The following is a 25,994-nucleotide window of genomic DNA, read 5'->3' on the forward strand; positions in this document are numbered from 1 at the left end:
ATACTAATTTTTAATATATTTAATCGTTCAAACGATAATTATTTTCAAACTAGTTCGATCAATACCTTAATTATTTTTATAATTCTGGTTCATAAAAGCGGCCAACCGTATGTTCAATTTTCCAAGTTGATGAGAAAGCATGATCGTCAACAGACTTAATCGCTTCTCGTAATTCAAAACGTTCTTGTTGCGTGATAACAGTTAATAACACCGCACGATCTTCACCAGTGTAACCACCATGTGCATCATTGATAATCGTCACACCACGACGCATTTTGTCATAAATGCCTTGTACCATTTCCTCAGGTTTTGTCGTGATAATCATTACCTGCATCTGCTGTTGCCGTGTAAAGAAGGCATCAATCATCCGCGAACTCACAATAACACCGACAATAGAGTAAAGTGCATATTTCCAGCCATAAGTTAAACCAGCGCCAATCATAATCAACGCGTTAAATCCTAGGTTGACTGGTCCCATTTTAAGGCCAAACTTTTTTTTAACTAGCAGCCCGATAACATCAAGACCGCCAGTACCTACACCATATCTTAATGCTGTCCCAACTGCCATACCATTTAAAGCACCACCAAACAGTGCATTAATTAACGGATCAGGTGTTAATACACGTGTAGTATCAAATAGTGGCATTAACGCCGCACTTAATAATACAGCTAACGTTGTAAAGGTTGCAAAACGCCATGATAATTGCCACCAAGCAATTATTAACATAGGTAAATTAACCAACGCCAGCGCTAACGCAACAGGAATCTTGCCACCTGTCAATGTTGAAACTAGTTGCGCAAATCCCGTAAAACCAGACGAATAAATGTGCCCTGGTCGCCAAAAATAGTTCATAGCAACGGCAACAATCACAGCATAAAATATTGCGCCACCAACACGGCCAGTATAACGATGTTTCATAAAATTATGGAAAAATTTTTGCATGATTTTTGTACTTACTCGTACATCCCTTTTAAATAACGTATTTTGAACTGTTTAATAGATTGGTAATAGAAAAATATAATTTTAATTTATAATACATCGATTATATTATTATAACATTTTTATATTTTACTGATTAATTTTCTGGCACAAATAATCCAAGATCATTCAATTGTTTGCCATCTACAGGCATAGGTGCTTGCGTCATAGGTTCAGTTGCACGTGAGTTTTTAGGAAAAGCAATGACTTCTCGAATATTTTCTTGTCCTGCTAGTAACATGGCTAAACGATCTAATCCAAGGGCAATGCCGCCCATTGGTGGAAAACCAAAATCCATGCCTTCAAGTAGGAAACCAAAAGCCTCATGAGCCGCTTCAGGCGTAAATCCAAGCGCTTTGAGCATCTTTTCTTGGATAGCCATATTATGAATACGAATTGAACCAGATCCTAGTTCATAGCCATTCAAAACTAAGTCATAACTTTGCGCATGCGCTTGATGTGGGTCCTCCCCTTCGTCCAAATAATGAAGATCTTCTTCGTTTGGCATTGTAAATGGATGATGTGCTGCGATCCAACGATCAAAATCTTCAGAATACTCAAATAATGGCCAGTCAACAATCCAAGCAAAAGCCCATGCATTTTCTTGATTAACTAATTCTAAATCTTTGGCCGTTTGACGACGTAAATAATCCAATGTTGCCGCAACAATATCCGTACGACCTGCACCAAACAATAATAAATCACCAACTTTTGCACCAGTTGCATGAATTAAATCATTTCCCTCTGGAAAAAACTTTGCAATTGGTCCTTTAAGTCCCTCGTCAGTCACTTTTAACCAAGCCAAACCTTTGGCTCCGAAGCGTTCAATGTACTGTGCTAATTTGTCAAGGCCTTTGCGTGAATATTTGTCAGCACCACCTGGAACAGCGATGGCTTTAACAACCCCACCTGCCTTGATTGCATTGGTAAAGACACCAAAATCTGATGTTTTGACAATGGATGATAGATCTTTTAGTTCATAAGCAATACGTAGATCAGGTTTGTCAGTCCCAAATCTATCCATTGATTCTTGCCAAGTCAACGTTGGGATTTTTGCTGTATCAAGGTCAAAGTTCACAACATCATGCATCATTGTCTTAACCCATGCGTTTACTAAAGTACGAATTTCATCTGCCGACATAAAAGAAGTTTCGATATCCATTTGCGTGAATTCTGGTTGACGATCACCTCTTAAATCTTCATCACGAAAAGCGCGTGCAATTTGAAAATAACGATCAAATCCAGCACCCATTAAAAGCTGTTTAAATAACTGTGGCGATTGTGGTAAAGCGTAGAATGAGCCAGGAAATATTCTTGAAGGCACAAGGTAATCTCGTGCACCTTCAGGTGTTGATTTAGCTAAGATTGGTGTTTCAATGTTAATAAAGTCATTTTGGTCCATAAAGTGCATAGCACTTGACATGATTTTTGAGCGGATGCGTAAATTCTGTTGCATTTCTGGACGCCGTAAGTCTAAGTAACGGTATTTTAATTTCAATTCTTCGTTCGCATTAACACCATTTTCAATATAAAATGGTGGTGTTTTTGAGGTAGCTAAGATTTTGGCATCAGTGACATTAATTTCAATTTTTCCTGACTTGATTTTATTGTTAACTTGATCATCATTTCGATTAACAACCAGACCAGTAATTGATATGACATACTCACTACGCATCTCTTCTGCCACTGATAAAGCGATCTGATTAGTCGCACTAAAAGTCAATTGCACTATACCTTCACGATCACGTAAATCAACAAAAATGAGATCCCCAAAATCACGGCGCTTTTGTACCCATCCCGATAAAGTAACTGTTTGTCCAAGATATTTTTCATCTATTAATCCTGCGTATGTTGTTCGTTTCATTATTTATCTCCTTTTGAAGCGATGATTGTAGGTAAGTTTGTATACAAATCTGCTAATTTGACAGTTTGTTGGTAGCCAGTTGCCATGTCCTTGACATTAGCAGTATTGTTAACTAATTCTTGGTCACCGATGGTTACAACATATTTACTATGGTTACGATCTGCACTTTTAAACTGTGCCTTTGCAGAACGACCAAGGTAATCGCGTTCTGCAACATAGCCAAATGATCGAATAGCTTGCACAGTTTGCATAGCCACAACATCAGTGCCATCCCCAATATTAACCACATAAAAATCTAACTTGTCATCAACTATTGGTGCGCTATTTTGCGCATTAAGTAATCCGATCAAACGTTCCATACCAATACCAAATCCTACGCCAGGTGTTTCTGGCCCACCAAACTCTGCCACTAGTCCTGAATAACGGCCACCACCAGCAATCGTGGCAGCCCCTTTCAAGTTGTCATCAATTGTCATAATTTCAAATATTGTATCGTTATAATAATCTAAGCCACGAACCATTGTTGCATCAATGTCATAATTTATGTTTAACGCACGCAACATTGTCTGTACTTGTTGCCAATGTTTAGTTGCTTCCTCTGATAAGTAATCTAATATTGATGGCGCATCAGCGACAAATATTTTATCGCGAGGATCTTTTGAATCCAAAACACGCAGTGGATTTTGTTCTAGTCGATTTTGTGAATCAGTAGATAGTTCGTTAAAATGTGGTTTTAAATAATCAATCAATGCTTGACGATAAGCTACTCGTGATGACTTATCACCCAAAGTATTAATGGCTACTTTTAAATTTTTAAGACCTAACGTCTGAAATAAATCGACAGCCATTGCAATAATTTCAACGTCTAAGGCAGGTGATTTTGATCCAAACGCTTCTACGCCAATTTGATGGAATTGACGAAAACGGCCAGCTTGCGGCCGTTCGTAACGAAACATTGGACCCATATAATATACCTTGTAAGGTTTATCAAATTCTGGTCCAAATAATTTATTTTCAACATATGCCCGCACAACACCTGCGGTTCCCTCAGGGCGTAATGCAATATGACGATCTCCCTTATCATGAAAGTCGTACATTTCTTTTGTCACAACATCGGATGTATCTCCTGCTGATCGTGAAAAGACATCAAAATTTTCAAATAGTGGTGTCCGTATTTCTTTAAAATTATAATCGCCAAATAACAAACGTGCGGTACTCTCGACATGTTGCCACTGTAATGTATTATCCGGCAATAGGTCAGCCGTTCCCTTTGGTCGTTGAAATGTTGGTTTTGCCATTTTTTTAATCGTTGCTACGATAAATTGGACTAGAATAGCAACATATTCTCCTTTGAAATTTTAATATTTAACCTGAAAAAAGCGCCCTTAACGACTTCTCGTTAAGGGCGTTTTTACGCGGTACCACCTTAAATTCCGATACAAGTTCATGTATCGCTTGGTCTGCTTATCGCGCAACCACGCACTGTCTTAAACAACAATGACCTCCAAGGTGTCGCAAATCATGTTATCGTTTTGCTTGCATCATCCGCAAAATTTCTACTTGTCCAAACTATAATTTTTCCAATTCATCGGCTTTAATATTGTTTTAATCATAGCTTTAATTAATGATAAAGTCAAGTTAACTATGATTCATTTAAACGATTACGCCCTTAAAAATAATAAACTTTCGACTCATAAGGCCGTAATAGTTCGCCTTGATCATCATCATAATTACTAATCAGCACAGTTGCTTGTCTTGGTACGTCAAATTGACGTATTAATTTTTGATCTGTGAAATTATTGATAATTAATAATTGTTCACCGTCACCAAGTCGTCGGTAAGCATAAACTTCATCATCTTTTGAGTCCAGCAGCTCATAATCACCTGTTGTAATCACTGGCATCTCATGGCGCAATTGTATTAGCTTTTGATAATAATAAAAAATCGATTGGCTATCTGATAAGGCTTGTTTCACATTTATTTCTTGATAATTATCGTTTAACTTTAACCATGGTGTACTGGTGGTATATCCAGCATTTTTTGTTTCATCCCACTGCATGGGTGTTCGTGCGTTATCTCGCCCTTTAGCATGTACATAAGATAGCATCGTTTTCTCATCAATCAAATGATCTTTATCCACTAAATACTCAAATGCATTTTTTATCTCAATATCATCAAAATCAGAGCGCTTTAAATTATACGCATTTGTCATCCCAATTTCTTCACCTTGATAAATATAAGGAGTTCCTTGCATAAAATGCAATAGTGTCGCTACCATTTTAGCTGATACTTCACGATATTCTGGCTTATCGTTACCATATCGACTAACGGCACGTGGTTGATCATGATTATCCCAATACAATGAATTCCATGCTTTCCCCGCCAATTTATTTTGCCATTTGGATAAATTTTCTTTTAAATCAATTAACGAAACTTTTTTATCATACCATTTACCAAGTGCTGGATTGGGATTATTATCTAACCCCATGTGTTCAAATTGAAAGACCATGTTCAATTCAGAAGCATCATTATCAGCGTACTTAATCGCGTTACTGATATCAACACCTGACGCTTCACCAACTGTCATCATATCAGCACGATTTAATACTTTCTGACGCATTTCTTTTAAATAATCATGAACATATGGGCCATTTGCTACTGCTTTGTCAGAATTGCCATACGTCCCACCTGAAGGAACATCACCATCTGGTAAACCATCAGGTTTGGAAATTAATGAGATAACATCCATTCGGAAACCATCAATCCCCTTATCAACCCAGAAATTCATCATGTCAAAAACAGATTGGCGCACCTTCGTATTAACCCAATTTAAATCAGGTTGTCCTTCAACAAATAAATGAAGATAGTATTGACCAGTGCTCTCATCGTATTTCCAAGCAGGACCTGAAAAGAATGATCCCCAATTGTTTGGTTCATGGCCGTCAACAGGATCACGCCAAATATAAAAATCTCGTTTATCATTATCTTTAGATGATCGGCTCTCAATAAACCATTGATGTTGATCAGAAGTGTGATTAACCACTAAATCCATTAAAATTTTAATCCCCTTAGCATGTGCCTTACTAAGTAAACGATCAAAATCTACCATCGTACCAAATTTAGCATTAATATCTTCATAATCGGAAATATCGTAACCGTTATCTTTGTCAGGTGACGCATATACTGGATTCAACCAAATAACGTCTGCTCCTAATTTTTCGATATAATCTAATCGCTGCTCAATTCCCTGTAAATCACCAATACCATCCCCATTTGCATCTTGAAATGAGCGCGGATAAACTTGATACACCACTGCTTTTTGCCACCATTTAATGTTCTTTGTCATGATTTATATTCCTTTTTTTATTCTGTCCGTTTTTGACTCATCTTCTTTAACTATCCAAATTAAGCATCCGCCAATTATTAAAGTCACACCAGCAATAGCCAACATATGTGCCATTGATTGGCCGACAAGTGGGAAAATAACAAAACTTGCAATTGAAGCGACTATTTGGGGAATGCATATGAAGCAATTAAATAATCCTAGATAGATACCATCATGTTTGCCATTTAAAGCATTAGTTAATATCGTAAAGGGTATAGAAATAATGGCAATCCACCCAATACCTATTAATACAAATCCAACTAATGATGATATATGTGTATGTCCATATGCGACAACTATAAAGCCAATTCCACCAGCCAGTAAACTAAAGAAAAAAGCCCATTTGCGAGTTTTTTTATTGAGATGTTGGAAAAAAATACCAATTAATATCGCCACTACTGAATAGACTGCCTGTAATATACCAAACCAATTTCCAGCTGCTTGATATCCAGCAGACGCCGGATCTGATACGTGCCAAATATTTTCCGATAAAGCACCAGTAGAGTAAGTCCACATATATGGAATGCCAAACCAAACAAAGAATTCTACGATACCTAATGTCCAAAATACCTTAGGGGCATGTTTTAAGATATCGACAAATGAATCACGTTTTTCGTTATTAGCTGTGATACCGTGGTAATAGGCCAGTGTCTCTGGATCATATTCTTTCACATTGATAACAGTAAATATTGTAGATAGCAGCAAAATAGCTGCTGCAACATAAAATGATATTTTGACTGAATCAGGTACAACGCCACGAGCCGCCGTATTAGAAATACCAAAAATTGTTAAAGCAAATGGAAATATAAAGGCAATAACGCCGCCTAAACTGCCCCACATATTCTGTAGTGTCCATGCTTTATCTGTTTGCTGCTCACTAACCATATCTGGAATGATCATTTTAAATGGTTGCATAGACACATTTGCAGATAAATCCATAAATAATACAGTGACTGCACCAAACCATAAAGCTGTCATTGAACCATAACCAAAGCCAAACGAACCTGTATTTGGCAATAATAATAGCACCACAATTGATACTGCACAACCACCAATCAGGTAAGGTATGCGTCGCCCTAGTTTTGGGAGCCATGTTTTATCTGAAAATAAACCAATTAACGGCTGTGTTATCATGCCAGCTAATGGTGGCAGAATGAAGAAAAATCCTAACTTAGTTGGATCAGTTCCTAACGTTTGAAATATTCTGCCCATGTTACCAGTTTGAACTGAAAAAGCAACTTGTACACCAGCATAACCAAATGTCATTAAAAACAATTGCATACTAGTGAGTTTTGGTAGTTGACCCTTTTTTTGTATGTTGTTATTCAAAATATTCACTCTCTTTCGTTAAGTGATTAACACGTAATCACTTTTAAAGTAACCGTTTACATTTCAATCAAATAAACTTTCGTTTCATAAGCTCTTAAAATATCACCTGCATCATCTTTATAATTACCAATGATCAATGACGTGATTGTGCCAAAATTATAGTGTCGTATTTGCGGTTGATCTGAAAAATTACTGATTACCAACAACTGTGAATTTTTGCCAATCCGTCTGTAAGCATAAACAAATTCGTCCTCTAAATCTAATACTTCATAACGACCGGTTGTTATAATCGGCAATTGTTGTCTCAAAGCAATCAATTTTTTATAAAAATAAAAAATTGATTCCCTGTCAGAAAACGTATCAGATACATTTATCGTTTGGTAATTAGAATTAACGGGTAACCAAGGACTTCCAGTAGTAAAACCAGCATTTTTGGTGTTATCCCATTGCATTGGTGTGCGCGCATTATCACGGGAAGAGTGATGAATGTAAGCCATCATTTGCTCAGGCGTTACACGTTTTTTTTGACTAACCAGATCATCATAAGCGTTTAACGTATCAATGTCTTGATATTGATCAATAGATGATAATGTGATATTTGTCATCCCAATTTCTTCACCTTGATAGATATATGGTGTCCCTTGCATAAAGTGAAGTGTTGCTGCCAACATTTTAGCTGATTGAACACGATACACTTCTGAATCATTGCCAAATCGTGACACTACCCGTGGTCGATCATGATTATTCCAATACAAACTATTCCAAGCCTGCCCATATAAATTCGTTTGCCATTTAGATAAAATACGTTTCAAATCCACCAAATTAACACGTTCATTACTCCACTTGCCCAAGCCTTCATGACTACTATCAAGCTCTGTATGTTCAAATTGAAACACCATTTGCAATTCATGCCGGTCAAATCCAGCATATTTCACTGCATCATTTGTTGTTACACCAGGCGTTTCGCCCACAGTGATGATGTTATGTTTCGACAACACTTGCTGGTTCATCTCTTGCAGGTATTGATGCACATTTGGCCCATTTGCTGAAAATACCATTGAAGACCCATGATTACCATCAGCAACTTCTGGATCATTTGGCATCCCTGATCGCTTAGAAATCAAGTTAATAACATCCATACGGAAACCGTCAACGCCCTGATTCAACCACCACTGCATCATTGTGTAAATTTCTTGTCGTAGTTTTGGATTATCCCAATTTAAATCTGGTTGTTTTTTAGAAAACAGATGTAAGTAATATTGTGCTGTTTTAGCATCATATTCCCACGCTGACCCACCAAAATCAGATAACCAATTATTTGGTGCATGTCCATTGACTGGATCTCGCCAGATATAATAATCACGGTACGCGTTAGTCTTAGACTGACAACTTTTTTGAAACCAATAATGTTCATCAGATGTATGATTAACCACTAAATCCATCATTACTTTCAAACCAAGTTCATGTGCAACTAACAGCATCTCTCTAACATCAGCAATCGTACCAAATTCTGGTAAAATTTTCTGATAATCACTGATATCATAACCGTTGTCATCATTTGGTGATTGATAAATTGGACTTAACCAAATCACCTGTACACCTAATTTTTTCAAATAAGGTAAGCGTTGAATGATACCCGGAATATCACCAATGCCGTCCCCATTACTATCCTGAAAACTGCGTGGATAAATTTGATAGACAACTGCCTTTTGCCACCACTTTGTCTGTGTCATTATCATTTCCTCACTATGCCTATAAGCCTGTTTACTATATTTGAGTAAACGTTTACGCAAATATTATTGTAACCGCTTACACAGTGTTTGTCAATAGATTTTAGGTTATAATATGAGGTATGACTATCACAATTAAAGACATCGCAAATAAAGCTGGTATTTCAGCAGCATCCGTCTCACGAATTTTGACAAATCGTGGGCGTTTTAGTGAGAAAACAGCGCAACGTATTCGACAATTAGCAAATGATATGGGTTATTACAAGAACCAATCAGCTGCAGATCTGTCGCAAAAAGAAAGTCGTGTTATTGGTGTATTAGTCCCGACCACACACACCAATTTTGCTGATGAAATCATTAAGGGCATGCAAAACAAAGCATTTGAACTAGGTTATGAATTGTTAATCGCCTTTGTTGAGACAAACAGTCAACAACAAATTCAAACCGTTAAATCCCTGCTTTCTCGACAATTATTAGCGGTTGTTATGCTCGCTGTTGATATCGAAGATTCTGTTTTTGATGTTTTAACAAGTGCCGACGTACACCTTTTGAGCGTTTCTAACCAACTCAACAATGTCATTCCGTCTATTTCATCTGATAACTATGCAATGATGCACACTATTGTTGATTATTTATATGATCATGGTCACCGTCAAATGGCTTTAATCGGCGCTTCTAATCCCGATCCCATTGTCGCAGTCTTAAGACGTCAAGGTTTTATTGACGCTTTAGCAGATCATGGCATTACTTATAATCCGGATTTTATTTGGGGGGTCGAAACTGCTTATCAAACGGGACTAGATGCAATAAAAAAATTTGGAACGCCTTTGCCTTTTACTGCTGTCATCGGGTCAGCTGATATCATCAGTATTGGTTTGCTCAATGGTGCAAAAGATGCTGATATCGTCGTGCCAAATGATTTATCGATTGTAACCGTTGATGGTACAGAATTGACTCAATTAACGCGCCCCATTTTAACGGCCACTCAACAAAACTTCGCCAAAATGGGAGAATTAGCCGTCACTAATATTGCTGATCAGTCACTATCACCACATACTGTCATCTTTACCGATATCACCCTCAATTCAGGTGGAACAGTGGCAACAATTGTATAAAATAGCAAAAAAACGCCGATTTGCATTGGCGTTTTTTTAATCATTTATTTCATTTTTGCTTCGATGCTTGTTAGCGTAACTTCAGCGGTTGAATTAAAGTTTAAATCGGCACTCCGTAAAACAGTGACGTTACCAATTGCCAATGACGTTTCACCTGCACCGTTAATTGAGGCAATACCAGCAGCTGAATCTTCTAATCCAATGACCTGCTCTGAATCTAAATTCAGTACCCTAGCTGCGCGAACGAAAATCTCTGGATCTGGTTTACCTTTTGTCAGCGTGCCCGGATCGACGATACCAACAAAATAACTTGTCAAGCCCAAATGATCTAAGATCATTGGCGCATTTTTGGATGCTGAAGCCACCGACATCTTGTATCCAGCTGCCTTTGCAGATTGAATAAATGCTTTCATTCCTGGTAAAATATCTGCTTCAGTCAACATTGAAATTAACTGCTGATAATTATGATTTTTCTTCTCTGCCAACACCTCTTTGTCTGCTTGAGAAAAATCATCAGCATGGTCGCCAGCATCTAAAATCATTTGTAACGAGGCCATGCGACTAATGCCTTTCAAGCTTTCAGCTAGCTCTGGTGTCCAGTTTGTACCAACTTCATCCGCCGTCTGATGCCAAGATTCCCCATGAAAACGTGCCGTGTCAGCGATGACACCATCTAAATCAAAAGCAAATCCTTTTATATCTGAAAATTGAGTCATTTTATTTATCCTCACTTTTTTAATTTGGTAGGTCGCTGTATAAGTTTGTTTCATCAGCTGGCAATACGGTGTACCAAAACAGCTATGATTGATAGCATCAAAACTATTTCCCCAGAGTGCAAAACATTGCCATGATTGTTGCATATCAAAACAAAGTGTCGGCTGTCAACATCACGTCTTGACCCGATAAATCAATTACCAGTGATTCACCTGAAATCAAGTCAACATGTGCCCCTTGTTCATCAATTGATACTTCCAATACATGACCACGAAATACCAAACGAAATGCATATTTCGTCCAATTTTTTGGTAAAAATGGTTTTAAGTGAAGCTTATCATCACGTACACGCATACCCGCAAATCCTTGCACAATTGCCAACCATGAACCCGTCATCGCCGTAATGTGTAACCCATCAGCTGTGTCATTATTATAGTTGTCCAAATCCAAACGCGCTGCACGTTCGTACATTTCAACTGCTTTATCTGCCATTTGCAAATCAGCTGCCAAAATTGAATGAACAGATGGTGACAATGATGACTCATGCACCGTCAATGGTTCATAAAATTCAAAATTATTGCGCTTTTCTTCTTCTGTGAAAGCATCTGGAAAGTAAAACATCGCATGCAATGTGTCAGACTGCTTGATATAAGGTGAACGTAAGATACGATCCCATGACCAATTTTGGTTAATTGGTCGAATATCTTGTGGCATATCAGCAATTGGTGTCAAATCTTTATCCAAGAAGGTATCATGTTGGACAAAGATATGCTTTTTACCTGTCTTGGTTTCAACATCAGCCTCAGGTAAATACATTTTATCAACAATTTTTTGCCACTTTGCTAATTCATCATCAGTCAAAGCTAACTTGGCCTTTTCATCAGCATTGATTTCATCATAGTGTTCAAGTGAGTATTGCAAAACCCACTTGGCCATCCAATTTGTATAGAAATTGTTATTAACATTATTTTCATACTCATTGGGACCCGTGACACCATGAATCATGTACTTATCGTTTCGTGCAGAATAATGGACACGATCTGCCCAGAAACGTGCAATATTATACAAAACTTGTGCGCCATCACCATCAAGCCATGAGTGATCCCCTGTGATATTTGTATAATTATAAATGGCATAAGCAATCGTAGAATTACGGTGAATTTCTTCAAATGTAATTTCCCACTCGTTGTGTGACTCAATACCATCAAAAGTCACCATTGGATACAAAGCACCTTTTAAGCCTTGTTCTTTGGCATTGTGAAATGCACCATCCAACTGATCAAAACGATATTGTAGCAACGAACGTGTCACAGACGGATCAGCAACACCAAGATAAACAGGAATCGCAAAGGCTTCTGTATCCCAATAAGTTGCACCGCCATACTTTTCGCCAGTAAAGCCCTTTGGCCCAATGTTCAAACGAGGATCGTTGCCATAGTAGGTTGAAAATAGTTGAAATAAATTAAAGCGAATACCTTGTTGGGCCGCATTATCTCCTTCAATTTGAACGTCAGCTTTCTCCCATCGTTGAGCCCATTTTTGCGCATGAGCTGTGTATATGTCGTCATATGTTTGCGCCGCAATACCTGCGGTTAGTGTCTCGCCTGCTTTAATCACTTGAACTAGACTATCATAATCACGTGAAGTTGTCACAATCACGCGCTTTTCAAAACTAACTGAACTTTTGGCTGGCACTTCAATGTCAAAGTTATCGGTCACTTCTTTTTCAGAGCGATTCACACCATGCTTTTCACCGCCAACAAAACTCTGACGCGCAACAACTGTAAATTGCGGTACACCGAATGCGTTTTCGATCGTTTGCGTGGCTATAAATGATGAATTTGTTCCATTACCAGCGTCCAAAACTTGCCAAAACTTTTCATCATAATTTGAATCTTCGTTGACAACATCAGCATCAATACTAGCATCAAAACGAACATGGTGGGCTTGACCATCAGCAGATAACAAATCATAGTGAATATCTGCCAATTCCTTTACTGCTGCTGAAACTAAGCGCGTGATTTTAAACGTAACGCCAAACACGGTAAACGCTCGATTCAAAACACCGTTTTTCATATCTAATGATACTTCAAAATCAGTCACATCATTCTTAGCTAAATCAACTTGATTGCCATCAACGTAGATGTCTGCTTTGACGTAGTTTAGCGCATTGATAGCTTTTCCAAAGTAAAGTGGATAACCATTTTTCCACCAACCAACACGTGTTTTATCTGGGAACCAGACACCACCAACGTAAATACCTTGATGCGTGTCACCAGAATAGACCTCTTCAAACATGCCACGCATGCCCATGTATTCATTGCCCAAACTCGTCATAGATTCTTGGAGACGTTTATCTTCAGAATTCAAATCATGTGATGTAACTGTCCAAGGATCAACTTCAAAAATTCGTTTCATAAGATTTTCTACCTCTTCAATTTTTTTAATACTCAGCTGCGGCGCTAGCCATTATTGTGCATCTACTGGATTACTGTGAATTTCATTGATAAACCACACACTAACAGCACCAATTAACATTAAGATTCCGGATACTAAGATCATTGATGGAAAATGTGAACCAAGTGCTGGGAATAGTGCAAAACTAGCAACCGAGGCTACAATTTGCGGCAAGCAAATTGAACCGTTAAACAATCCTAGATAAGTACCCATGTGATCGCCAGGCAATGCGTTGGTTACCATGATGAATGGGTACGCCATCATACCTGCCCATGAAATACCGATTAAAATAAATGAGCCAATCAACAAATACTGTGAGTGAATAAAGAACACTGATGTGAAGCCAATAGCCCCCAAAAATAGTGACAAGGCATAACCTGCTTTGTTCTTGGTTGCTGGAATTTTTGATAAGACTAGTGACCACAAGACCGCCGCAATCGCATAAACCGCTGACATGATACCAAACCAGTTTCCACCATTTTGGTAACCGGCCGTTGTTGGATCAGTGGCATGGAAAATATTGTCTGCCACAGCACCAGTACCGTATGTCCACAAATATTGGAATGCCATCCAGCAGAAGAACTGAGTCAAAGTAACCATCCAAAATGTTTTTGGCGCGCGCTTTAACAAAGTCAAGAAGCCACCCTCACCATCATTTGGTGTACTTAAAGCATAGCCATGATATAACTCATAAGTGGCATCATCGTATTCTTTCACGTTAAAGACTGCAATCAGTGAAAAGACAACTAAGACAATCGCACCAACGTAAAATGAAATAATCACTGATGCCGGCACTTGACCTTTAGGCGCTGTATTAGCAACACCAATTGCGGTCAGAAAGAATGGGAAAATTGTTGCCAGCACAGATCCTGTATTAGATAAGAAACTTTGAATTGAATACGCGTATGATTTTTGGTTTTCATTAACCATGTCACCAACAACCATCTTGAAGGGTTGCATCGCAACGTTAGAACTCAAATCCATGAACAAGATCGTGATCGCCCCAAACCACAAACCAGCAGCAGTTGAAAAGCCAAAACTACCTGAATTGGGCAACAGGAACATCACGATAACTGACACAAGAGCGCCAACCAATAAATAAGGCATTCGACGACCAAAGCGCTTTGTCCAAGTGCGATCTGAGAAATAACCAACTAGTGGTTGAACAAACAACCCTGCCAATGGCGGTAGGATGAAGAAAAATCCTAACTTAGTAGGATCAGCACCTAATGTCTGAAAAATACGTCCCATTTGGGAACTCTGCAATGAAAACGCCATCTGTACACCCAAAAATCCAAAACTTAGCATCCAAATGGTGCGCAGCGGCAAGTTAGGCAATCCCCGCCCTTTTTGATTATCTGCCATAGTTACTTCCTCCAAAAATTATTTTGACACACAACTTGTTTGCTCTAATAATGCACCAATTCTATGAACAATCCACGATGAAACTGTATCTTCTTCATTAGAAATCGGACACATATTTTTGAACAGCAATTCATGTAACCGTTTACATTTTATAGTATAAAACATTTTTATAATTAATGGAAGCGTTTGCACAATGTTAACGATAACATCATCACAACCTTGTTGACTCTCGAACAACGATATCTGGTGAAATGCTGATATTATTTGGTTCTAAGATGATTTCGGATTCGATTTGAGAAATAATTTGTGCCACAATTTTTTCAGAAATTAAGGCAAACGGTTGCCTTACAGTAGTCAATTGTGGCTGGGTAAGCTGATCAATGAACACCCCATCAAATCCGATTACACCACAATCACGCGGAATATGATAAACACGCTGGACCGCACGTAACACACCAAGTGCAATACGATCGGTCGCGCAAACAATCGCTGTTGGTAATTGAAAATTGTGCAATAAGTTCGTTACTAACGTGTCCGCTAAGTGAGCATGGTTTTCGGTTTGATAGACGCTGACACGACCGTCTTTTTTTGCCATAACTGCTCGGTACCCAGCTTCGCGCTGCCTAGCAAAGGGCAAATCTAATGATAAACCAATATAATAAATATCACGATACCCCTGCCGCCACATATATTCAGTCGCTTTTTCAATACCAGCTTGATTGTCAACGTCAACAGATGATAAGGGACACTTTGTTGGCGCTGCGCCATAAAGTGTGACTGGTACGTCAAGGGCTTGCAACTTTGACAAATCTTCTGTTCGCCAACCGCTGACAATTATCCCATCAATACTTTGTGTTTCTGCCATAATATCCAAGCTAATTTCCAGTGTGTAGCCTTTTTTCTGCAAATTGTTAGCCAGTCGAATCAATAATTTAGCATAATTCGGTTCAACAGTTGAGACATCTTCTAAAAGTAAGAAACGAACGACATATTGACGTTGGTTGACTAATGCTCTTGCCACTTGATTTGGCACATAGCCGACGGCTTTAATTGCCTGTTGTACTAGCCTCATCAGCTCAGGTGATACTTGATCCGGATGATTAATTACTCGGCTAACTGTCATTTTTGACACATGCGCCTTTTGCGCAACATCATTTAAATTCACCATGTATCGCCACCAAATTCAGGTAAACGATACGGTACAATCACGCTTGTTGCCTTAGTTTGCTCCAGCAGAGAACGCTGATCGTTAAACAATAATCGAACCGCTTCACTCCCTAAACTACGCGGTAACATATCAACCGAATAAAAGTTCTTACCACCAAGTCGTGCATATTCGGAACGATTAAAAGCAATCGTTGGTAGCTTCGGGTGTGTGGGCAAATGGGCTTGTGCTTGATTACGTGCCAGATAACCGATTTTGTCGTCACTAGCAATAATACCGTCGATTTCGTGATGCAATTCGAAGTAGCTTTCCAACACTTGTTTTTGTGCTTGAAAATTAATTGGTAGTGATAAGACTGGTCCATCTGGTTGCGCAAGATGAAACCCGATTTCACGATTGCGCTCGTAACGCCAATCAGACAAAGTGCGGACGAAAAGTGGTGCTTTTAGATTAAACTGCGATACTAGCTGCCTAGTCGCTTCTTCCCCAGCTCGTCGATTATCATTGTCAACATATAAAACATCATTGGCTTGCTCCGGCTCACCAGTAACAACGACGCGTGCTTTGTTCTCTCGTAATAATTCAGAAATCGGATCATTTTCAACAGTGTAAAGCAGTATAAAACGACGTACTTGACCGGCCTCGACCATCATTTTAACGGCATTATACACTTCTGACCAGTTACTACCAGTTGCTGTAGTCAATAAATATTGACGGGCAACGAGTTGAGAATTAATGCCAAATAATAATTGCATTGCAAAGTCATTTTCTGCACTGTCAGATGCTTGCGGTTGAAAAACGACACCCACCGTGTTACTTTCACTCTGTGTTAAATTTCGTGCTGCAAAATTGGGCGTATAGCCCATGTCTTGTGCAATCTTTTTGATGCGTTCCTTTGTTTTAACGCTAATTTTGGGTGAATCAGCCAACGCGCGTGAAACCGTTGAAATAGCAACTCCGGATTTATTTGCAATATCTTGTATTGTTACCATAGCGACCTCCTGTACACGTTATTTTAACATGAAAAAGATTGGGACTGACGCCCCAATCTTTTTTAACCTTTGACTGAGCCACTTGTAACACCAGAAACGTAGAATCGTTGCAAAACAATAAACAAAATTGTAATTGGAATTGCAATGATCACTGCCCCCGCAGCGAAACTCATAAATAAGGAATTAGCTGTTTCCTTAGTCATCATCGAGTATAATCCGATCGCAACTGTATAATTTTTAACGTTATCACCCATGATAACTTGAGCAAAAATAAAATCCATCCATGGTCCAGTGAACGCTGTCAACGCTGTAAAGACAATGATAGGTTTAGACAGTGGCAAAGTTATTTTGGTAAAAATTTCCCATTTTGTAGCACCATCAAGCATTGCACTCTCATCCAATGAATAAGGAATCGTATCGAAAAAACCTTTTTGAATATAAAATGCAAGTCCAGCGCCTGAAACATATACTAAAATCAAAGCAAACAAACTCTGTGTTAAACCGGCTGCCTTCAAGATATAATAAATTGCAAACATCGCCATAAAACCAGGAAACATGTTCAAAACCAAAGCAATTTTCAAAAAGGGGCCTTTTATTTTAAATTTTAAGCGACTTAAAGAGTAAGCCATTGACAATACGAGCATCGTTGAAATGATTCCACTGATAATAGAAACAAACAACGTATTTAAGAACCACCGGCCAAATGGATATTGACTATTGGTAAACAGCTGTACGTAATTGTGAAGTGTGTAAGTCTTTGGCCAAAAATAATTTACAAAAGCACCACCTTCACCGCGAAAGCTCGTGAGGACAATCCATATAATTGGAATCACCCATATAAATGCCATAGCAGATAAAGCAATGTACAAAATTATTTTATTTCGCCGTTTTACGCCTCTAATGCTATGCATAGTTAGGCCTCCATTCCCGAGTTCGACACTTTCTTATAGGCAACCAATGAAAAGACTGCTGATAAGATAAAGATCAAAATTCCAATAACTGACGCTAAATTATAATCCGCTGTATTCAATGTCAAGTTATATAGCCATGTGATTAACAAATCCGTTGAACCTGCACCGTAGTAGTTTGAGTTAGCAGGTCCACCACCAGTTAATAGGTAAATAACGTTAAAGTTATTGACATTACCAATAAATTGTTGAATCAAACTAGGTGCCATGACAAAAACAATTTGTGGAAACGTAATTGATTTAAATATTTGAAATTTGTTAGCGCCATCAATTTGTGCTGCTTCAATTTGGTCTTCAGATTGATTTTGTAAAATACCAGTCGTAACCAACATCGTTGCTGGAATACCAATCCACAAATTCACAATAATGATTGTGAATTTTGCAAATAAAGGATTTGTAAAAAACGGCAAGTTTGTTTTAGTCAGGCCAGAATTAATCAACAATGTATTCACCAGTCCACCATCAGCAAACATATTATTCATAATCAGCAGTGATATAAATGCCGGAATGGCCATTGTTAAAATAAAAATTGTTCGGAAAATTTTTTTACCTTTGATTCCTTTAGCATTGATCATCATGGCTAAGATAACGCCAAAGAAAAATGACGAAATTGTTGCCACAATTGCCCAAATTAAAGTCCAGGCAAGCACTGGAAAAAATGTATGGGCCATTTGACCAGAAATAACGTTCCCAAAGTTGTTCAATCCAACCCATCCAAACAAATTTTTAGGTGGTAAGTGATTATGATCATAAGACGTGAAAGCAATTGCTATCATGTAGATTAATGGTAAAATCGTAAAAAATAAAACGCCTGTCATTGGTATGGCCATTAGGGTAATATGCATTTTTTCATCAAGCAAAGATGCTAAGTCCTCACGCAATGTTGGCAATTTAGCCCCTTCTTGCTTCAACTCCCAAATATGCCGCGCTGACTGTAAATTTATGCGATACAACCAGATAAACAAAACAGTAATAATAACTGACAACATCCCCCATAATAGTAGAAGCATCGAGTTATCACCGGCTTGCAAAATTGAAATACCTAACGATTTATCATAAACCAAACCCTGTGCGTGTGTTCCCAAGGTAAACATATTATGATAAGCTTTTAAACCAAGTGTAAACAACCAAGTAAGCCAACTCATTTCTAAAATTAGAAATATCAAACCCTTGAGAAATTGCTTATTTGCAAAGTTTGCCGACCCCATAATAAGATATGACGCTTTTGTAGCATTGTCAGCTTGACCAAATAATTTAATGAGTGAGGTATGCTCTTCAAGTGTTGAATGCTTCTTTTTTTTAAACATTTTCCATTCCAACTTTCATTAGTTATTATGTACGCAGAGAGGCATCGCTCTCTGCTAAAAAACATGTTTACTCTGATTAATTCACACTTTTAGATGCATTTTTAACTAATGCTTTCAACTTTGGCAACATTTGTTGATCTGAAATTTTACCTTTGTAGGTATCATTGAATAACGCATCCGATGATGCCCAAAAATTAGCCATTGCTGGAGATTTAGGCATTGGTGTTGAAAAACCAGTTTCTGACATTTTAACAACTGCCTTTGCTAGGTCATCGTTCTTAATTTCAGTTAATGCCTGCACTGCCTTTGACGATGGAATATAGTGAGAGTTCTTGAAACCTAATTCTTGAACTTTATCACTAGACAAATAGTTTGCTAGCTTCATTGCAACTAATGGTTCTTTAGTTGCCTGTTTAACACCAAACAATTTCACTCCTAAGAATGCCTGCATTTGCTTTTCACCGGTACCCATATTGACTGTTGGATATGGTGCAATACCCAAATCATCGCCTAATGCTTTTTTATAATCATTGTATGACCAAGGACCAGATAGCGTGGCTGAAATCTTTTTTGACTGTAACAGATTTAATGTATTTGTACTAGCTTGTACGAATCCGGGATTGTTTTTCTGGGCCTTTATCCAAGACAAAACGGCTGCACCGTTTTCATTGTCAATGTTTGTTCCCTTTGATTGTTCACCATTTTCGCCATACAACGTATCGCCTACCGTATAGAAAAGCGGCGAGAAGATATAGTTAGCGCCAGCAGCTCCTAAATTGGATCCCATCTTGCCTTTGCTTGTCAGTTCTGTCCAAGTTTTAATATCATTATCATTCAATTGCGTCTTGTTGTAATACAATACTTGTGATTCTATTGCGTAAGGATAACCATATGTTTTCCCTTGATAAGTGGCTCCAGCCATAGCATTTGGAATTTGCGTGTCCTTCAAACTTTTAGCATACTTTGTGCTTTGATAAATCAAACCTTGTGAAGCTAATGAACCAATCTGATCATGTGGAAACATGAAGACATCTGCTGCTGCAGATGGATCCTTTTGCAAATTTTTTAAGGCGTCTGTCGAATTAGTATACTTGATTGTAATATTAACTTTTGGGTTAAGCTTCTCAAAATTTTTAACCGCCGTGACATATGTTGGTTTTGTAGCAGTATCAACCCACAATTTCAAATTTTGAGTTTTTGATGTTTTACTCTGAGCTGACTCATGCATTTTTACTGCTGTGACCCCTCCTGCGGCCAATACTATAACAACCGCAGCAACTGCACCAATTTTTACCGTTGTACTCGTCATGATAATATCCTCCAAGATATTCTCTTTGTTTTATTGTTCGAGTTCATCATAAAACAAATGCATATTTTATGCAAGCGCTTTCATTATTTTTTAAAAGAAATTGGTCTAGACATTCATAATCAGCGTTATTGTGTTCAGGCAGCTTAGTGTATAAGATAACACATTGTTTTTCCTCTGTTAATAACTAATTATTTTTTGGAGAGGATTAAAAAAAACAAATGGTATAGCCGTTTTTAAGAAAACGCTTGCATTATATTTAGCCTGTTATATAATAAATTTGTGAAAGCGCTTACACGTTTTTGATTATCTCCTTGATATACTGGTGAGATAATAAATTATCGTTAAAACTATTTAGAAAATCCGAGGATATTAAAATGGCAGAAATACGTTTAGAGCACATCAAAAAAACGTATCCACATATGGATACGCCGTCGGTTACGGACTATAATTTAGCTATACATGACAAAGAATTTATCGTTTTTGTCGGTCCTTCTGGGTCAGGAAAATCAACAGTTCTGCGCATGATTGCTGGTCTCGAAGAAATTTCAGGTGGTGAATTCTATATTGATGGTAAACTCATGAATGATGTTTCACCAAAAGATCGCTATATTGCCATGGTTTTTCAGAATTATGCATTGTATCCTCACATGACTGTTTACGACAATATTGGATTTGGTTTAAAACTACGTAAAATGCCCAAAGATGACATTGAAAAACGTGTGCATAATGCAGCAAAAATATTAGGCATTGAAGATTACTTAGATCGCAAACCAGCAGATTTATCAGGCGGACAACGACAACGCGTTGCTATGGGTCGCGCAATTGTTCGTGATGCAAAAGTGTTGCTAATGGACGAGCCTCTTTCAAATTTGGACGCTAAACTTCGTGTCGAAATCCGTGCAGAAATTACAAAAATTCACAAAAAAATTAATGCTACGACAATTTATGTCACACATGACCAAACTGAAGCTATGACATTAGCCGATCGTATCGTCATTATTGATCGTGGTGATATTCAACAAGTCGGTACCCCGCAAGAATTATATAATGAACCCAAAAATATATTTGTAGCAACCTTTATTGGTATGCCCTCCATGAACCTCATAACAGGTAAATATGAAGCAGGTATGTTAATAACTGAAGATGGCCTAAGATTTATGGTGCCAGATGGTATGTCTAAAGTACTCTCATCTAATCATTACTCTGGAAAAAATGTTGTATTTGGTATCAGGTCAGAAGATGTGCTCTCGGAACAAATCGCTTTAGATACGTACTCTGACAATGTAGTCACTGCAAAAGTAAATATCGCTGAACTCATGGGTGCAGATTCAATGCTTTATACTGAAATTGGCACACATGAGTTAATTGCTCGTGTCAACGCGCGTGACTACCACCAACCTGGTGAAGAAATAAAACTGGCTTTAAACATGAGTAAAGGACATTTTTTTGATCAAGAAACAACAACCCGAATTTTATAATGATAGCAATTTGATAATAATTGTTAATAATAACCAACTAGCTATTAATAATTTTATTTGTCTTACGGAGGACTAATATGAACAAAGCAGCAATTTATCATCGTCCAGAGTCTGAATACGCTTATCTTTACACTGAAAAAGAAATGCGGGTTCGTCTGAGAACTGCTCTCGATGATATTAAAACTGTCACAATTATTTCCGGTGACCCCTATAATTGGACTGATGATACATGGCAAAAATCCGCCGACATAAGTATGAAAAAAACTTTAACAACTGATGTTCATCAATACTGGGAAGCTAAATTATCTGCTGCTAATCATCGTTTAAATTACGGATTTCTTATCACCGATACCGATGAAAAAAACATATTTTTTGGCGACCAAGGGTTTGAAAGTCTCACAAAGTCTGCAGATCAAAATGATGGATTAATGGGTGCCAGTAACTATTTCAAAATGCCCTACTTTCAAGAAATTGACCGGTTCAAGGCACCTGATTGGGTAAAATCCACTGTCTGGTACCAAATCTTCCCTGAGCGATTTGCCAATGGTGACCACACGAATGATAACAAGAATACTTTACCTTGGGATTCTGAAAGACATCCAACCCGAACAGACTTTTATGGCGGCGACTTGCGTGGCATTATTGATCATCTTGACCACTTAATTGATTTAGGAATTAATGGCATCTATTTCACACCCATCTTTAAATCGCCAACAAATCATAAATATGATACACAAGATTATTTAACAATTGATCCACAATTTGGCACCAAAAAAGATTTTAAAGAATTAGTCAAAAAAGCACACGATCATGGTATCAAAATTATGTTGGATGCTGTTTTCAACCATATTGGCGATAAAAGTCCTCAATGGCAAGATGTTCTTAAAAATGGTCAAAATTCTAAATACGCTGACTGGTTTCATGTGCGTTCTTGGCCTGCAACATACACAGCCACTAATAATTTTGAAGAAACAAAAGATGCGACCTATGATACTTTTGCTTTCACACCACACATGCCTAAGCTAAACACCGCAAATATTGAAGTACAAGATTATTTGTTAAACATTGCAACTTATTGGATAAAAGAATTTGATATTGACGCATGGCGCTTAGATGTTGCTAACGAAGTTGATCATCATTTCTGGAAACGTTTCAAACAAGCTACTACAGCTATCAAACCTGATTTTTATATTATTGGTGAAATTTGGACAAGCGCTCAATCTTGGCTGCAAGGTGATGAATTTACTGGGGTCATGAACTACGCATTTACTAGTGCCATTAGTGATTTTTTTGCAAAAAAACAAATTACCGCTACACAAATGATTAATCAATTAAATACTCAGCTCCTACTCAATCGTGATCAAACTAATCAAATGATGTTTAATTTATTAGATTCACATGATGCGCCTCGCATTTTATCTGTCGCCAAAAATAACAAAAATATTGTCAAACAAATGTTTACTTTTATGTTTTTACAGCAAGGCACACCGGATATTTATTATGGCACAGAATATGGTATGACTGGTGATCAGGATCCCGATAATCGCAAACCCATGGTTTGGAACAAACATTTACAAGATCACGAAATGTATGACTATTTCAAAAAATTAATTAAATTACGCCGAGATTATCAAATAATCTTAACAGATGGTAACCTCTCTTGGTCTAACAAAAATAGCATCGTTGGTTTACATCGTACATTAAACAATATGACGATATCAGCATTTTTCAATACGACTGGTTTTGATTATACCGTTGTTGAGCAGCCAAATTCGCATCCTATTTTTTCTAATCAATATCAGCATAAAATACTGTCACCAGATGGCTTTGTGGTCTTTGCTCATCAGTCATAAATTACACAAAAACTTGTGTAATTTCCCTTTGCTTTTCAAGACTATTACTAGTATCAACTTCTAAAAATTTACTATAACAATGACGTTACATTCTATAGTATGAAAACTATTTTGAAAGGCGTATATTTATGGAAATTAGTGGGGCTTCAACTCTTCCTTGGTGGAAAACAGCAATTGGCTATCAAATTTATCCACGGTCTTTTCAAGATTCAAATAATGATGGGATTGGTGATATAAAAGGTATCATAAATCATTTGGCGTACCTTAAATGGCTTGATATTGACTTTATTTGGCTCAACCCTATATATAAATCTCCCAATATTGATAACGGTTATGATATTTCTGACTTTCAAGATATTTCAGAAGATTATGGTACTATTGAAGATTTTAAAAAACTTTTAGATGAAGCCCATAAATTAAATATTCGCGTTATTATGGATTTAGTTGTTAATCATACTTCTGACCAACATCGTTGGTTTCAAGAAGCACGCAAATCTAAAGATAATCCCTACCATAATTTCTATATTTGGCGGGATAATATTAATGATACTCGTCCAAATGACTGGGAAAATTTCACAAATGATTCTGTTTGGGAATTAAACGAAGCAACAAATGAATGGTATTTTCATTTATTTTCACCTCAACAACCAGATTTAAATTGGGAGAATCCAAAAGTACAACACAAAATTATTGACATGATTAACTGGTGGGCCGATCAAAATATCGATGGCTTTCGTTTAGACGCACTCAGCCATCTGAAAAAAAGTAACTTTGATGTGCCTCAACCCGTCGGAGATGACAAATTCAGCATTTTCTCAAACAATCAGGGCATCGATGAATATCTTGATTTATTGCATCAAACGTTCGTCAAACGTAATCTAATGACTGTTGGTGAAGCCGGTGGCGTACACGCAGATACAGCTCGTATTTGGACTGGACAAGTAGGATTTATCGACATGATTTTTGAACTTGAGCATCAAGTCAGACAGTCTACAATCCCACCGCGTGCCGAACGTGAATCTTTTTTAACTATTTTAGCAAATTGGCAAGAAGCTTTAAATAAACAAGGTTGGTTAGGACTATATATTGAAAATCATGACCAACCACGTGCCATTACAGTATATGGTGCTAACACACAAGCAGCCGGAAAAGTTCTAGCAACATTACTTCTAACTTTACGTGGTACGCCCTTTATTTATCAGGGGCAAGAGCTAGGCATGACAAATATGCATTTCCCCTCCCCAGAAGATATTAATGATGTCGCCACACAAAACACTTATGAACGTTTAGTTCTAACAGGATTATCCGAAAAAGATGCGTTAACTGAGGCAACAAGTTGGTCTCGTGATAATGCCCGAACACCAATGCAATGGTCAAAGTACGGATTTTCACAATCTGATGAGGCCAAAAAAAAATCATGGATTCTTACAAATACTAATAGTGTTAGCATTAATTTACACAATGAGCTGATAGATAATCAGTCTATGTTACATTATTATCGGCGACTCATTCATTTGCGTCGTCATGATGCTGTTTTACAAACTGGCGATTTTAAATTGATAAAAACGAAAATAAAAAATATTTTAATTTTTATTCGCCAAATAGCTGATCAAAAACGTTTAATAATGCTCAATTTAGACGATAATCCTTTGTCCATTGTTTTGCCAGATTCAATTTTTTTGGAAGTTTGGTGGCCAATAATATCCTCTTCTGGTTCATTTACAAAGATTACCCCAAAAATGACACTGTCTCCTTATCAAGCCATGATTTGGAAAAATTGAGTATATGCGTTATACTTATGTTTCAGGCAATAAAGGAGGTCTACTATGGGGCGTTATCAAATTGATTTTAAACAAAAACAAGCAAATGCCAATTACAAGTCAGGTCAACAAACACAATTGACCAAAGCAGAGCAAGTTGCGGCATTAAAAGCGAAGTTCACACAAACAAAAAACAAGTAGAAAACCACTGTTGAGGTTTTCTA

General features: G+C 37.6%; 19 protein-coding genes. 5 read left to right on the forward strand and 14 right to left on the reverse strand.

Annotation, left to right across the window (positions count from 1 at the left end; genetic code table 11):
* Nucleotides 1–76: 76 nt before the first annotated feature.
* The 6 genes from LEGAS_RS05670 to LEGAS_RS05695 form a co-directional block, all read right to left on the reverse strand.
* Nucleotides 77–943 carry a YitT family protein gene (locus LEGAS_RS05670; RefSeq protein ID WP_013231680.1) on the reverse strand — a complete coding sequence of 289 codons (867 nt, stop codon included), beginning with the start codon at nt 941–943 and terminating at the stop codon, nt 77–79.
* Between the two features lie 133 nt (nt 944–1,076).
* A complete protein-coding gene (gene aspS, locus LEGAS_RS05675; RefSeq protein WP_013231681.1) occupies nt 1,077–2,843 on the reverse strand; it encodes an aspartate--tRNA ligase in 1,767 nt (588 codons plus the stop codon).
* Nucleotides 2,843–4,141 carry a histidine--tRNA ligase gene (gene hisS, locus LEGAS_RS05680; RefSeq protein ID WP_010387046.1) on the reverse strand — a complete coding sequence of 433 codons (1,299 nt, stop codon included), beginning with the start codon at nt 4,139–4,141 and terminating at the stop codon, nt 2,843–2,845. The genes aspS and hisS overlap by 1 nt, the downstream gene beginning before the upstream one ends.
* 371 nt (nt 4,142–4,512) lie before the next feature.
* Complete coding sequence (locus LEGAS_RS05685) at nt 4,513–6,189, reverse strand: glycoside hydrolase family 13 protein (protein ID WP_010387045.1); 1,677 nt, start codon at nt 6,187–6,189, stop codon at nt 4,513–4,515.
* Nucleotides 6,190–6,192: 3 nt separating this feature from the next.
* Nucleotides 6,193–7,509, reverse strand: coding sequence for an MFS transporter (locus LEGAS_RS05690; RefSeq protein WP_373868502.1), 1,317 nt, complete (start codon nt 7,507–7,509; stop codon nt 6,193–6,195).
* A 104-nt stretch (nt 7,510–7,613) separates the two neighbouring features.
* A complete protein-coding gene (locus tag LEGAS_RS05695) occupies nt 7,614–9,290 on the reverse strand; it encodes a glycoside hydrolase family 13 protein (protein WP_010383195.1) in 1,677 nt (558 codons plus the stop codon).
* Nucleotides 9,291–9,409: 119 nt separating this feature from the next.
* Here LEGAS_RS05695 and LEGAS_RS05700 point away from each other — a divergent pair, with 119 nt between their 5' ends.
* On the forward strand, nt 9,410–10,402 hold the full coding sequence (locus tag LEGAS_RS05700) for a LacI family DNA-binding transcriptional regulator (protein ID WP_010383197.1): 993 nt from the start codon (nt 9,410–9,412) through the stop codon (nt 10,400–10,402).
* Between the two features lie 44 nt (nt 10,403–10,446).
* Here LEGAS_RS05700 and pgmB read toward each other — a convergent pair whose 3' ends face one another.
* The 8 genes from pgmB to LEGAS_RS05740 form a co-directional block, all read right to left on the reverse strand.
* Nucleotides 10,447–11,118 (reverse strand): beta-phosphoglucomutase, encoded by a 672-nt coding sequence (gene pgmB, locus LEGAS_RS05705; protein WP_010383199.1) that lies wholly within the window; start codon nt 11,116–11,118, stop codon nt 10,447–10,449.
* Nucleotides 11,119–11,263: 145 nt separating this feature from the next.
* On the reverse strand, nt 11,264–13,534 hold the full coding sequence (locus LEGAS_RS05710) for a glycoside hydrolase family 65 protein (protein WP_013231683.1): 2,271 nt from the start codon (nt 13,532–13,534) through the stop codon (nt 11,264–11,266).
* A 51-nt stretch (nt 13,535–13,585) separates the two neighbouring features.
* Nucleotides 13,586–14,938 (reverse strand): SLC45 family MFS transporter, encoded by a 1,353-nt coding sequence (locus LEGAS_RS05715; protein ID WP_010383202.1) that lies wholly within the window; start codon nt 14,936–14,938, stop codon nt 13,586–13,588.
* A 211-nt stretch (nt 14,939–15,149) separates the two neighbouring features.
* Entirely contained in the window at nt 15,150–16,106 is a 957-nt protein-coding gene (locus LEGAS_RS05720; protein WP_013231684.1) for a LacI family DNA-binding transcriptional regulator, read from the reverse strand.
* Nucleotides 16,100–17,095 carry a LacI family DNA-binding transcriptional regulator gene (locus tag LEGAS_RS05725; protein WP_010383208.1) on the reverse strand — a complete coding sequence of 332 codons (996 nt, stop codon included), beginning with the start codon at nt 17,093–17,095 and terminating at the stop codon, nt 16,100–16,102. Before LEGAS_RS05725 ends, LEGAS_RS05720 begins: the two co-directional genes overlap by 7 nt.
* Nucleotides 17,096–17,157: 62 nt before the next feature.
* Nucleotides 17,158–18,006, reverse strand: coding sequence for a sugar ABC transporter permease (locus tag LEGAS_RS05730; RefSeq protein ID WP_010383210.1), 849 nt, complete (start codon nt 18,004–18,006; stop codon nt 17,158–17,160).
* Nucleotides 18,007–18,008: 2 nt separating this feature from the next.
* Complete coding sequence (locus tag LEGAS_RS05735; protein WP_013231685.1) at nt 18,009–19,370, reverse strand: carbohydrate ABC transporter permease; 1,362 nt, start codon at nt 19,368–19,370, stop codon at nt 18,009–18,011.
* Nucleotides 19,371–19,446: 76 nt separating this feature from the next.
* Complete coding sequence (locus tag LEGAS_RS05740) at nt 19,447–20,679, reverse strand: extracellular solute-binding protein (RefSeq protein ID WP_013231686.1); 1,233 nt, start codon at nt 20,677–20,679, stop codon at nt 19,447–19,449.
* A gap of 374 nt (nt 20,680–21,053) precedes the next feature.
* Here LEGAS_RS05740 and LEGAS_RS05745 point away from each other — a divergent pair, with 374 nt between their 5' ends.
* The 4 genes from LEGAS_RS05745 to LEGAS_RS10255 all read left to right on the forward strand — a co-directional run bounded on the left by LEGAS_RS05745 (nt 21,054) and on the right by LEGAS_RS10255 (nt 25,971).
* Nucleotides 21,054–22,157: an ABC transporter ATP-binding protein gene (locus LEGAS_RS05745; RefSeq protein ID WP_013231687.1), complete on the forward strand. Its 1,104-nt coding sequence runs from the start codon at nt 21,054–21,056 to the stop codon at nt 22,155–22,157.
* Between the two features lie 77 nt (nt 22,158–22,234).
* Nucleotides 22,235–24,010, forward strand: coding sequence for a glycoside hydrolase family 13 protein (locus LEGAS_RS05750; protein ID WP_013231688.1), 1,776 nt, complete (start codon nt 22,235–22,237; stop codon nt 24,008–24,010).
* 128 nt (nt 24,011–24,138) lie between these two features.
* The gene (locus LEGAS_RS05755) at nt 24,139–25,791 is read left to right on the forward strand and encodes a glycoside hydrolase family 13 protein (protein WP_013231689.1); all 1,653 of its coding nucleotides are present in this window, start codon (nt 24,139–24,141) and stop codon (nt 25,789–25,791) included.
* A 45-nt stretch (nt 25,792–25,836) separates the two neighbouring features.
* Nucleotides 25,837–25,971 carry a hypothetical protein gene (locus LEGAS_RS10255; RefSeq protein WP_010017395.1) on the forward strand — a complete coding sequence of 45 codons (135 nt, stop codon included), beginning with the start codon at nt 25,837–25,839 and terminating at the stop codon, nt 25,969–25,971.
* The last annotated feature ends 23 nt before the right edge of the window (nt 25,972–25,994 follow it).

Source organism: Leuconostoc gasicomitatum LMG 18811 (assembly GCF_000196855.1).
In the GTDB taxonomy this organism is placed as follows: Bacteria; Bacillota; Bacilli; order Lactobacillales; family Lactobacillaceae; genus Leuconostoc; species Leuconostoc gasicomitatum.